This window comes from Pseudomonas sp. PI1, assembly GCF_000812405.1.
GTDB classification, from domain to species: Bacteria; Pseudomonadota; Gammaproteobacteria; order Pseudomonadales; family Pseudomonadaceae; genus Pseudomonas; species Pseudomonas citronellolis.
The window spans coordinates 172,573-184,125 of the sequence record NZ_JWMC01000078.1; the positions used below are offsets into that span (position 1 = coordinate 172,573).

Consider the following 11,553-nt stretch of genomic DNA (forward strand, 5'->3'; position numbering starts at 1 on the left):
GAAAAGACGCGCCAGGCCGCGATCTGCGCCGACTCGTGGCATTTCCTCAAGGAAAACGGGCCGTCAGCGTGACCTGAAATGGGGAGAGTATAGAAAGTGGTGCAGGCGCGCGCACCAAAGTGGTGCGCATCTTCAGGGAAGGCTTCTTAAGAGGGCGCGCGAAAATTCGCTGGGTTCAGGGGCGCGATGCCAGGGCGGGCCGCTCACCGGCGTCGCTTTCGGCGACCGACACGCGCTTCATGTGGAACGGCTGGTTGGGCGTCTGTTCCAGTGTCTGGCCGCGCTGGTCGAGGATTTCCACCGACAGCTGGTGGGTGCCGCGATCGAGGTTGTGCAGGGGGAACACCGGGCTGCGGCTGGGCTCGCCCACCGGAACGCCATCGAGGAACAGCCGGAAGTTGTGCCCGGGCAGCAGGTTGGGGTCGCTGGAGACGGTGACGATCAGCTCGCCGTTGTTGGCGCGGACGGTGGCGTCGGGCTCGGGCACCAGGATGCGCAGCACCTGGTATTGCGGCGGTTGCGGCGGCAGGGCCGAAGCGGCGGGCGCGTACAGCGGCGGGGGCATGTTCGGCATGCCGTTGGGCGGCGCCAGGTTCAGGCGCTGGGCGTTGCTGCGCCTGGGCTGGTCGGTGAAGACGCGGTTGCCGTCCTTGTCGATGTAGGTATAGACCTCGGCGCTGGCCTGGAACGCCGCCAGCAGGAGCAGGCCGAGCAGCAGGGCGCGTTTCATCAGTTGCCGCTCCTCGGCATGGGCCGGACGCGCGCGGGGCTGTTGGTGCTGATGCGCTGCAGGGTGAAGTTCACCGGCGCGCTGGACTGCAGCACACGGTCGCCCTGCACCACGTCCACCGAGAGGCTGTGGTCGCCGCGTTCGAGGTTGTTCAGGCTGAAGCGCGTGGAGCTGCTGGGCGCGCCGTAGGGCTGGCCGTCCAGACGCAGTTGCAGGCGGTCGCCCATGGCCAGTTGCGGCTGGATGGCCACCTCGACGTCGAAGTTGCCGTTGTTGGCGCGCAGGGCCTCCTCGTCGGGCAGCCCGGTGATGGCCAGGATGGCGTAGCGGGCCTGGCGCTGCTCGCCATCGCCGCTGCCCATGGGCGCGCCGGGCTGCTGGGCGCCCACGGTATTGGTCGGCGGCAGTTCCACCGGCTTGGCGTCCACGCCGCTGGGCGGCTGGTTGGTGAATACCGTCTTGCCGTTGGCGTCGGTGTACTTGTAGATCTGCGCGCTGGCCGGCACGGCCAGGGCGAGCAGCAGGCAGAGGACTGGCACGCGCATGCGTGATCTCCCGGAAGACAATGGGCTAAGCCTTGCATCGGCGCCGACGGGTGGCAAGTGAAACGCCATCACGCCGCCGGGTTTGCGCGGGAGTTAACAGTGCGCAGCCGACGGAGTGCTGCTGCTTTTGTCGAACTTATTTGATATCTAGCGTGGTTTCGTTGTTGATCTCTGCGTTTTCTGACAAATGTCAAGGGTACTTCCCGGGGCATGGCTTGAGATAGGCGCACTGAATCGTACGCGCGCCCCTTCGCCGGGGCGCCCGGAGTGAACGCCATGTCCATCCCTTCGTCCCGCCGCCTGCGGGCCGGCCCCTTCAGCGGGAGGCGCCGAGCATGACCCTCCTGCTGCCGCTGTTCATCGCCCTGTTGCTGGTGGCCTTGCCGCGCCTGTTGCCGCTGCCCGTCGTCAGCACCGCCAGCGTGCCGGCCGGCGCCGCCGCGGCCACCTGGCACGCCTGCGAACTGCCCGAGCCGCCGTCGTTGCCGAAACCGCAGGCCAGCACGGCGCCGAACAACCTGCTCTACCTGCCGCTGGGCCTGCACCCGGCCGATCGCTGCCTGCACGGGCCGCTGGTGGTGGAGGGGCTGGTGCGCATCCGCCCGCCGCTGCAGTTCTGGCGCATCTGCGCGGGCGAGATCCGCTTCGGCGACTGTTCGCGCACGCCGACCGGAATCGTCGCTGCCGGCAGCGGCCGGCGCCAGGTCGAGGAGGGCGAGTACCGCGTGGCCGCCGGCGGCTGCCAGGAAGGCGACCTGCTGGTGCGCGGCGACCTGTATCTCGGCCGCTATTCCCGCGTGCTCGGCTCGGTGCGGGTCGAGGGTGGCGTGTGGATGGACGAAGGCGCGGAAGTGGCCGGCGCCATCCTGGCCCGGGGTTCGGTGCGCGTCGGCCGCCGCTCGCGCGTCGCCGGGCCGCTGAGCGCCGGGCGCAGCGTCAGCCTGGGGCGCGATTGCGTGGTCGGCGCGCAGGGCTCGCCGACCAGCATCAACGCCGAGCGGGTGCGGATCAACGAGGGCTGCAAGGTCTATGGCCAGGTGACGGCCGAGAAGGGCGCCCAGGTCAATGCCCGGGCCGGCGCCGAGGCCCCGCGCGAGCCGGTCTGAACCGCGCCGGCGGCCTCAGATGCCGCCGTCGGCGGGCTCGGCGTGGTCCTGCGGGCCTTCCTCGCGCGGCTTGCGCATGCGTGAGAGCTGCACGTTCAGGCGCGGCATGGCCAGTTCCAGCCCGGCCTTGTCCAGCTTCTGGCGCAGGCGCAGGTTGAAGGCGCGCTGCACTTCCCACTGGCGGATCGGCGCGGTCTTGAAGCGGAAGCGCAGGATCGCCTGGCCGTTGTCGAAGCTCTCGACGCCCTGCATTTCCAGCGGCGACCAGATCGCCCGGTTGATGGTGCGGTCGTTGCGCAGCTCGCCGGCCACGTCTTTCACCAGCGCCAGGGCGTCGTCGATCGGCATGCTCGCCGGCACCGGCCAGCGGAACATGGCGTAGCCGAACTGCCGCGAGTAGTTCTTGATGCTCTTGATCTCGCTGAACGGGATGGTGTGCACCACCCCGTCCAGGTCGCGCAGGCGCACGGTGCGGATGGTCAGGCCCTCGACCGTGCCGAGGTGGCCGCCGACGTCGACGTAGTCGTCGATCGACAGCGAGTCCTCGATGATGATGAACAGCCCGGTGATCAGGTCGGCCACCAGCGACTGCGCGCCGAAGCCGATGGCCAGGCCGATGACGCCGGCGCCGGCCAGCAGCGGCGTGACGTTCATGCCCATGTTGGCCAGCGCGACTATCAGCGCGATCACCGCGATGGTGATGAACAGCACGTTGCGGATCAGCGGCAGCATGGTCAGCGCGCGGGTGTTGGCGCGGTTCTTCCCGCCCAGGCCGAGGCTGTGCTGCACCGCGGTGTCGGTGAGAATCCAGATCAGCCAGGCCACCAGCAGGGTGCTGCCGAAGCTGATCAGCTTGAGGCTGATCTGCGAGCCGTCGCCCTCGGCGAAGCCGATCAGCGACATGCCCCAGACGCGCAGGCCCACTTCCAGGAACACCAGCAGGGTGGCCAGGTGCAGCAGGGTGTAGCCGAAGTTCTGCAACTGCTCGATGTAGGGCGCGCTGCGCCGGCTGCTGCGTTGCGCCGAGCGCAGGTGGGCGCGGCGGATCAGGCCGTTGACGGTCATCGCCACCACCGCGATCAGCGCGCACAGCAGGGCCCGGCGCAGGGCGTAGCTGCTGTCGCCGGCGGTGACCACGGTAGCGAACAGCGAGATGCCCACCAGCAGCAGGACCGGCACGTACCACAGCGAGCCGACCAGCTCCACCAGCTCGTGCAGGCTGCGGCGCTTGAGGCGGCGCTCCAGCGGCTGGTTGCGGATCAGGTGGGCGATGGGCCGGCGGAACTGCAGGACGAACAGGGCGGTGAACAGCGCGGCGCAGATGTTCGCCAGCGAGCCCACGGTCAGCGCGGTGTTCTGCCCGAGGCTGTCGGTCACCCGCGGGTCGTGCATCACCTCGCCCAGGGCGGCCAGGCTGCCGATCAGCCACAGCGGGCGGAAGGCGCGGCGCCGCAGGATGTCCAGGGCGCGCGTGCGGTGCGGGCCGCCGAGCAGCGACAGGGAGATCACGCAGAGCGCGGAGAACAGCGTGCCGCACACCAGCACGTAGGCGATCACCATGGCCAGCAGCTTGCCCAGGGAGCTGGGCAGCACCACGGAGAGGTACACGGTGATCAGGAAGGCCACCAGCCAGGGCCCCAGCTTGCGCAGGGCGAACAGCAGCAGGTCGCGGGTCTTGGGGTGCTGGGGCAGTTCGTCGGCCAGGCCGAAGCGCTCGCGCATGCGCCGCGCCAGCCAGCGCAGGCCCAGGGCCAGGCAGGCCCAGAGGAGGAGCACCAGGGAGAAGTCGAGGATCATCCCCGGCCATTCCTGCCAGGACGGCGTGCGCTCCCGCAGCTCCACGCCGGCCTGCTGGAACAGGCCGCTCCAGCGCAGCGTCGGGCTGTTGGCGCCTTCGAAGCGCTTCTCCAGGCTGCCCAGGGTGTCGCCGAGCAGGCCGAGCACGCCGCTCTGGTCCTCCGCGCCCTTCTTGGTGGCGTCGCGCAGCTGCTTGAGCTTCTTCAGCAGGTCGCTGCGCTGCTGGTCGTTCTCCAGGGTCTTGATCACCTGGTCCAGCGATTGCTGCAACTGCGCCTCGCTGACCTTGGCATCGCCACCGGTCACGCCGGGGATGCTGGGCAGCGCGGCGGACGCCGGCCCGGCGAGGAGCAGGCCCAGGCTGAAGCAGCACAGCAGCAAGAAGCGGCGAAGAAGATCGGTCACGAACGGGTACTCCGGAGCAGGGCGAAACTCGGCACATCATACAGATGCGGGGGGCTGAGCCGAATTGGAGGGGAGATGCTCGCTTTGTAGGAGCGACTGCCTTGCGCCGAGGCACTCTTCGTAGGATGGGTTGAGCTTGCGATACCCATGCTGCCATGGTGATGGGTATCGCTTCGCTCAACGCCATCCTACGGGTCTTGTGCTTGCCGGAGGGCGTAGGAGCGGACCTTGTCCGCGATAGCCGGACGTATCGGCGCGTTTCGCGGATGAGATCCGCTCCTGCGCTGCCCCAGCCGCGTCGTGTCCCTGTAGGAGCGCACCCTGCGCGCGAATCGCGGGCAGGGTGCGCACAGTCCCCGCCGACAGAACTCCTTCGCGAGCAAGAACTAGGCGTCCCCCTCGCTCCTACGAAAAGCGACAGTCCGGAACGCCAACAATAAAAAAGGCCTCCCGAAGGAGGCCTTAATGTTGCCGCTACTTATAGGTATTCGTGGATCAGACGCTGTAGTACAGGTCGTATTCCAGCGGGTGCACGAAGGTGCGCACCTTGATTTCTTCCTCGGACTTCAGCTCGATGTAGGCATCGATGAACTCGTCGGTGAACACGCCGCCCTTGGTCAGGAACGCGCGGCCCTTGTCGAGTTCTTCCAGCGCCTCTTTCAGGCTGCCGCAAACCTGCGGGATTTCCTTCGCCTCTTCCGGCGGCAGGTCGTACAGGTTCTTGTCGGCGGCATCGCCGGGGTGGATCTTGTTCTGGATGCCGTCCAGGCCGGCCATCAGCAGCGCGGCGAAGCACAGGTAGGGGTTGGCCGCCGGGTCCGGGAAGCGCGCTTCGATGCGGCGGGCTTTCGGGCTGGTGACGTAGGGGATACGGATCGAGGCGGAACGGTTGCGGGCCGAGTAGGCCAGCATGACCGGGGCTTCGAAGCCCGGGACCAGGCGCTTGTAGGAGTTGGTCGACGGGTTGGTGAAGCCGTTCAGGGCCTTGCCGTGCTTGATGATGCCGCCGATGAAGTACAGGGCGGTGTCGGACAGGCCGGCATAGCCTTCGCCAGCGAAGGTGTTCTTGCCATCCTTGGAGATGGACATGTGCACGTGCATGCCCGAGCCGTTGTCGCCGTACAGTGGCTTCGGCATGAAGGTCACGGTCTTGCCGTAGGCGTCGGCGACGTTGTGCACGCAGTACTTCAGGGTCTGGACTTCGTCGGCCTTGGCTACCAGGGTGTTGAACTTCACACCGATTTCGTTCTGGCCGGCGGTGGCGACTTCGTGGTGGTGAACTTCGACCACCAGGCCCATTTCTTCCAGGGCGTTGCACATGGCGGTACGGATTTCGTGGTCGTGGTCGACCGGCGGTACCGGGAAGTAGCCGCCCTTCACGCCCGGACGGTGGCCCTTGTTGCCCGACTCGATGTCGGCGTCGGTGTTCCAGGAAGCCTGCTCGGAGAAGATCTTGAACATCGAGCCGGAGATGTCGGACTTGAACTTCACTTCGTCGAAGATGAAGAACTCCGGCTCCGGGCCGACGAAGACGGTGTCGCCGATGCCGGTGGACTTCAGGTATTCCTCGGCACGCTTGGCGATGTTGCGCGGGTCGCGCTCGTAGCCTTGCATGGTGCTCGGCTCGATGATGTCGCACACCAGGATCAGGGTCGGCTCTTCGGTGAACGGGTCCAGCACGGCGGTGCTGTCGTCCGGCAGCAGGATCATGTCGGAGGCTTCGATGCCTTTCCAGCCGGCGATGGAGGAGCCGTCGAACATCTTGCCGGCTTCGAAGAAGTCATCGTCCAGCGCGTCGCGGGCCGGCATGGTGACGTGCTGCTGCTTGCCTTTGGTATCGGTGAAGCGCAGGTCTACCCACTTCACGTCATGGTCTTTGATCAGTTGGTGCGACTTGTACGACATGCTGTCCTCCAGGAGGGATTAGAGCTGGGAGCTTTCTGTGCCCCAGTATCGGGTGATGCCGGCCGGAATACTCCGCCAGGGCAACCTGCCTCACAAGAGAGCAAGTAGCGTGCCAGTGCCCGATTTTGGACAGGGCCCCGCGCTACAGGGCTTTGCGCACGGTAGCTGGCGCGAATGACGGAATTGTTGCACCGATTTGGTGCTACACGATGGTGCATGCGTCCATTTTGGTGCACCAAAAAGAATCTGCGCTCGACTGCTCAAGTCTTGAGCAATTTCAGGTACAATTCCGCCCCTTTTTTTCGTCCCTTCGGGCTCGTGCCTTTTCTCGCATGAAACTCATCGTCAAGGTCTTCCAGGAAATCACCATCAAGAGCCGGCCGGTGCGCAAGCGCTTCATCCGCCAGCTCGCGAAGAACATCCGCACCGTGCTGCGCGACCTGGACCCGGCGCTGCTGGTCGAGGGCGAGTGGGACAATCTTGAAGTGGAAACCCGGGTGACCGACGCCAAGGCCCTGCGCGAGATAATCGAGCGCCTGACCTGCGTGCCGGGCATCGGCCACTTCCTGGAAGTGCACGAATACCCGCTGGGCGACTTCGACGACATCCTCGAGAAGTGCAAGCAGCACTTCGGCCACCTGTTGCCGGGCAAGGTCTTCTCCATGCGCTGCAAGCGCGCTGGCAAGCACGCCTTCACCTCCATGGACGTGGAACGCTACGTCGGCGGCGGCCTGCGCCAGCACTGCGGCGCGGCCGGGGTATCTCTGAAGAACCCGGAAGTGCAGGTACGCGTGGAAATCCGCCACGACCGCCTGTACGTCATCCACGCCCAGCACGAGGGCCTGGGCGGTTACCCGCTGGGCGCCCTGGAGCAGGTGCTGGTGCTGATGTCCGGCGGCTTCGACTCCACCGTGGCGGCCTACCAGATGATGCGCCGCGGCCTGATCAGCCACTTCGTGTTCTTCAACCTCGGCGGCCGCGCCCACGAACTGGGCGTGATGGAAGTGGCCCACTACCTGTGGGAGAAGTTCGGCCGCTCGCAGCGCGTGCTGTTCGTCAGCGTGCCCTTCGAGGAAGTGGTCGGCGAGATTCTCACCAAGGTCGACGACAGCTACATGGGCGTGACCCTCAAACGCATGATGCTGCGCGCCGCCAGCCGCGTGGCCGAGCGCCTGGAGCTGCACGCGCTGGTCACCGGCGAGTCGATCTCCCAGGTGTCCAGCCAGACGCTGCCGAACCTCTCGGTGATCGACCGGGTGACCGACACCCTGGTGCTGCGCCCGCTGATCGTCAGCCACAAGCAGGACATCATCGACACCGCGACCAGGATCGGCACCGCAGAGTTCGCCAAGCACATGCCCGAGTACTGCGGCGTGATCTCGGTGAACCCGACCACCCAGGCCAAGCCCTACCGCGTCGAGCACGAAGAGACCAAGTTCGACATGGCCGTGCTCGACCGCGCCCTGGAGCGCGCCACCCAGATGACCGTCGACCGCGTCATCGACGAGCTGGGCAAGGACCTGCCGGTTGAGATGGTCGACGAGGTGCTGCCCGGGCAGATCGTGGTCGACATCCGCCACCCCGACGCCCAGGAAGATGAACCCCTGGCGCTGGAAGGCATCGAAGTGCTGGCCATGCCGTTCTACGCGATCAACAGCAAGTTCAAGGAACTGGACCCCAACCGCCAGTACCTCCTGTATTGCGACAAGGGCGTGATGAGCCGCCTGCACGCCCATCACCTGGTCAACGAAGGGCACACCAATGTGCGGGTCTACAGGCCCGTTGGGCAGCTGCAAGCTGTAAGCGGCAAGCTGCAAGAGAAGAGCGGTCCCGCATGATCCTGTGCCGCATCAGTCGAAACGCAACCTGGCGCAGGCATCCTCCGGACGTTCGTACCTGAACGATATTTCCACCTGCTTGCCGCTTGTGGCTTGCAGCTTGAAGCTACTTTTTACCGAGACAGACACCGTGATCGAAAATCTCCGCAACATCGCCATCATCGCCCACGTCGACCATGGCAAGACCACCCTGGTGGACAAGCTGCTGAAGCTGTCCGGCACCCTCGACCGCAAAGAAGCGGAATCCGAGCGCGTGATGGACTCCAACGACCAGGAAAAGGAACGCGGCATCACCATCCTGGCGAAGAACACCGCGATCAAGTGGAACGGCTACAACATCAACATCGTCGACACCCCCGGCCACGCCGACTTCGGTGGCGAGGTGGAGCGCGTGATGAGCATGGTCGACTCCGTGCTGCTGGTGGTCGACGCCCAGGACGGCCCCATGCCGCAGACCCGCTTCGTGACCCAGAAGGCCTTCAAGGCCGGCCTGCGCCCGATCGTCGTGGTCAACAAGATCGACCGCCCCGGCGCGCGTCCGGACTGGGTCATCGACCAGATCTTCGACCTGTTCGACAACCTCGGCGCCACCGATGAGCAGCTCGACTTCCCGATCGTCTACGCCAGCGCCCTGAACGGCATCGCCGGCATGGACCACGAGAAGATGGACGACAACATGGACGCCCTGTTCCAGGCGATCATCGACCACGTCCCGGCCCCGGTGGTCGACGTCGACGGCCCGTTCCAGATGCAGATCTCGCAGCTGGACTACAACAGCTTCCTCGGCGTGATCGGCATTGGCCGCATCACCCGCGGCAAGGTCAAGTCCAACACCCCGGTGGTGGCGGTCAGCGACGACGGCAGCAAGCGCAACGGCCGCATCCTGAAGATCATGGGCCACTCCGGCCTGCAGCGCGTCGAAGTGCCGGAAGCCGAAGCCGGCGACATCGTCTGCGTCTCGGGCATGGAAGAACTGTTCATCTCCGACACCCTGTGCGACCCGCAGAACGTCGAGGCCCTGCCGCCGCTGACCGTCGACCAGCCGACCGTGAGCATGACCTTCCAGGTCAACGACTCGCCGTTCGCCGGCAAGGAAGGCAAGTTCGTCACCAGCCGCAACATCAAGGAGCGCCTGGAGAAGGAACTGCTGCACAACGTGGCCCTGCGCGTCGAGCAAGGCGACAGCCCGGAGAAGTTCAAGGTTTCCGGCCGTGGCGAGCTGCATCTGTCCGTGCTGATCGAAACCATGCGCCGCGAAGGCTTCGAGATGGCCGTGGGCCGTCCGGAAGTGGTGATCATCGAGAACGAGGCCGGCGAGAAGCAGGAGCCCTACGAGAACGTCACCATCGACATCGAAGAGCAGCACCAGGGCTCGGTGATGGAACAGATGGGCCTGCGCAAGGGCGATCTGAGCAACATGATCCCCGACGGCAAGGGCCGCGTGCGCCTGGAATACACCATCCCGGCGCGCGGCCTGATCGGCTTCCGCAACAACTTCCTGACCCTGACCTCGGGCACCGGCATCCTGACCTCGACCTTCAGCCACTACGGCCCGATCAAGGCCGGCGAAGTCAGCAACCGCCAGAACGGCGTACTGGTCTCCATGGCCACCGGCACCGCGCTGACCTACTCGCTGGAAACCCTGCAGAGCCGCGGCAAGCTGTTCCTCGGCCCGGGCGATGAGATCTACGAAGGCCAGCTGGCCGGCATCAACAGCCGCGACAACGACCTGGTGATCAACCCCACCAAGGGCAAGAAGCTCGACAACATGCGCGCGTCCGGCAAGGACGAAGTCATCGCCCTGGTTCCGCCGATCCGCTTCACCCTGGAGCAGGCGCTGGAATTCATCGCCGACGACGAACTGGTGGAAGTGACGCCGAAGTCCATCCGCCTGCGCAAGAAACTGCTGAACGAGAACGACCGCAAGCGCTACGAACGCGCCAAGGTCTGATCCCGACCGCAGCATGAAGAAGGCCCCGCCGGAGCGATCCGGCGGGGCCTTTTTTCATTTTTCCGTGGCGCCTGCCCGGCTTGCGATGCGCATCCTGAAATGCTCGTCCGGCTCGCTCACGCAGCGCCGGCAAGCCTTGCACTGAAACATCCGCTTGCCCTGGTGCCTGCCGTCGACGAAGCCCAAGCGGAAAAAGTGCTCGCGGTTGCCACAGCGTGGGCATTCCAGGGCAGGCAGTTCGGGCCGCATGCCCAGCTTGACCTTCGCCTCCCACTCGCCGCTGGGGTCGAGCCTCAGCAGCCACTGGCGGAACACCCTGACCCAGCGGGACAGCATCCTGTGCGACACCCCCAGCCGTTCGCTGGCATTGGCGATCGAGCGTTGTTGCGACAGCAGGGGCAGGAACGCCTCCAGCTTGTCGCAGCGCAGGAAGCTCTGCAGCGCCGTACCGGTACGCCGGTTGAAGCCCTTGCCGCAGTGCCGGCAATTGAAATAGGGAATGCCGTTCGGCGGCCTGCCCCGGTAGCGCAACACCACCTGGTGGCTGCCGCAGTGATGGCAGGGCGGCGGTGTTGGGTCCTTGGACAGGACTTCGTCGATGTGCCGTTGCAGGAAGGCGGTCAGTGCGGGGTCTTCGTGCCGGGGGATGTCCTGGCCACGGTCGAGGATGGGCAGGGCGTGGTCGAGTTGGCGGCGGGGCATGGGGCGGGCTTTGCGTGACATCGGAGCGCTATTTGAGCTGCGGCGCCGGCGCCTTGTGAATGTGCTCCGTGGGTGACTGGGCATAGTTCGGAAAAGGCCTACGTAAGGAGGCTGGAACTCCTCAAGGCCCCATGCCGAGTAGGGGAATAGAGTCCGCCGGGTCAACGATTACCCCGCGCGAGCCCCCCGATATGGACATCCGTCGCCCCTTCTATCAGGCCATCGCCAGCGCCCTGGCCGGCCTGCTGATCCTCAACCCGATAGTCACGACCGCCGCCCAGTTAGCGGTGGACGCGGCCGCCGGTGGCAACACCAGCCTGGGTGCGGCGGGCAACGGCGTGCCCATCGTCAACATCGCCACGCCCAACGGCGCGGGCCTGTCGCACAATAAATTCAGCGACTACGGCGTTGGCCAGCAGGGCCTGATCCTCAACAACGCCACCGGCAAGACCCAGGGCACCCAGCTGGGCGGGATCATCCTCGGCAACCCCAACCTCAAGGGCCAGGCGGCGCAGAAGATCCTCAACGAAGTCACCGGCGGCAGCCCCTCGCAACTCAAGGGCTACACCGAAGT

At 65.9% G+C, this 11,553-nt stretch carries 9 protein-coding genes; 4 read left to right on the forward strand and 5 right to left on the reverse strand.

Annotated features, from left to right (window positions below; all coding sequences use genetic code 11):
* Positions 1-175 precede the first annotated feature (175 nt).
* Both RN02_RS24845 and RN02_RS24850 read right to left on the reverse strand, forming a co-directional pair.
* Entirely contained in the window at positions 176-730 is a 555-nt protein-coding gene (locus RN02_RS24845; protein WP_043317613.1) for a DUF4124 domain-containing protein, read from the reverse strand.
* On the reverse strand, positions 730-1,275 hold the full coding sequence (locus RN02_RS24850; RefSeq protein ID WP_043268363.1) for a DUF4124 domain-containing protein: 546 nt from the start codon (positions 1,273-1,275) through the stop codon (positions 730-732). The genes RN02_RS24845 and RN02_RS24850 overlap by 1 nt, the downstream gene beginning before the upstream one ends.
* Before the next feature lie 335 nt (positions 1,276-1,610).
* On the opposite strand from RN02_RS24850, the gene RN02_RS24855 reads away from it, so the two are divergent.
* Positions 1,611-2,381 (forward strand): hypothetical protein, encoded by a 771-nt coding sequence (locus RN02_RS24855; protein WP_043317616.1) that lies wholly within the window; start codon positions 1,611-1,613, stop codon positions 2,379-2,381.
* A gap of 15 nt (positions 2,382-2,396) precedes the next feature.
* Here the strand turns inward: RN02_RS24855 and RN02_RS24860 are convergent, their stop codons facing one another.
* Both RN02_RS24860 and glnA read right to left on the reverse strand, forming a co-directional pair.
* Positions 2,397-4,559 carry a mechanosensitive ion channel domain-containing protein gene (locus RN02_RS24860; protein ID WP_407733545.1) on the reverse strand — a complete coding sequence of 721 codons (2,163 nt, stop codon included), beginning with the start codon at positions 4,557-4,559 and terminating at the stop codon, positions 2,397-2,399.
* 519 nt (positions 4,560-5,078) lie between these two features.
* On the reverse strand, positions 5,079-6,488 hold the full coding sequence (glnA, locus tag RN02_RS24865; protein WP_009613809.1) for a glutamate--ammonia ligase: 1,410 nt from the start codon (positions 6,486-6,488) through the stop codon (positions 5,079-5,081).
* Positions 6,489-6,820: 332 nt separating this feature from the next.
* Here glnA and thiI point away from each other — a divergent pair, with 332 nt between their 5' ends.
* Both thiI and typA read left to right on the forward strand, forming a co-directional pair.
* Entirely contained in the window at positions 6,821-8,326 is a 1,506-nt protein-coding gene (gene thiI, locus RN02_RS24870; RefSeq protein WP_043317620.1) for a tRNA uracil 4-sulfurtransferase ThiI, read from the forward strand.
* A gap of 130 nt (positions 8,327-8,456) precedes the next feature.
* Positions 8,457-10,277 (forward strand): translational GTPase TypA, encoded by a 1,821-nt coding sequence (gene typA / locus RN02_RS24875; protein ID WP_009613807.1) that lies wholly within the window; start codon positions 8,457-8,459, stop codon positions 10,275-10,277.
* A 54-nt stretch (positions 10,278-10,331) separates the two neighbouring features.
* Here the strand turns inward: typA and RN02_RS24880 are convergent, their stop codons facing one another.
* Positions 10,332-10,979, reverse strand: coding sequence for a DUF746 domain-containing protein (locus RN02_RS24880; protein WP_009613806.1), 648 nt, complete (start codon positions 10,977-10,979; stop codon positions 10,332-10,334).
* Between the two features lie 191 nt (positions 10,980-11,170).
* Here RN02_RS24880 and RN02_RS24885 point away from each other — a divergent pair.
* On the forward strand, positions 11,171-11,553 hold a 383-nt coding region (locus tag RN02_RS24885; RefSeq protein ID WP_043317623.1), incomplete at its 3' end, for a two-partner secretion domain-containing protein.

What these genes read in the sequence shown, in the direction of transcription:
- RN02_RS24850 (WP_043268363.1), bottom strand. Translation starts at nt 1,275, where the DNA reads ATGCGCGTGCCAGTCCTCTGCCTGCTGCTCGCCCTGGCCGTGCCGGCC.
- glnA (WP_009613809.1), bottom strand. Translation starts at nt 6,488, where the DNA reads ATGTCGTACAAGTCGCACCAACTGATCAAAGACCATGACGTGAAGTGG.
- RN02_RS24880 (WP_009613806.1), bottom strand. Translation starts at nt 10,979, where the DNA reads ATGCCCCGCCGCCAACTCGACCACGCCCTGCCCATCCTCGACCGTGGC.
- RN02_RS24845 (WP_043317613.1), bottom strand. Translation starts at nt 730, where the DNA reads ATGAAACGCGCCCTGCTGCTCGGCCTGCTCCTGCTGGCGGCGTTCCAG.
- thiI (WP_043317620.1), top strand. Translation starts at nt 6,821, where the DNA reads ATGAAACTCATCGTCAAGGTCTTCCAGGAAATCACCATCAAGAGCCGG.
- RN02_RS24855 (WP_043317616.1), top strand. Translation starts at nt 1,611, where the DNA reads ATGACCCTCCTGCTGCCGCTGTTCATCGCCCTGTTGCTGGTGGCCTTG.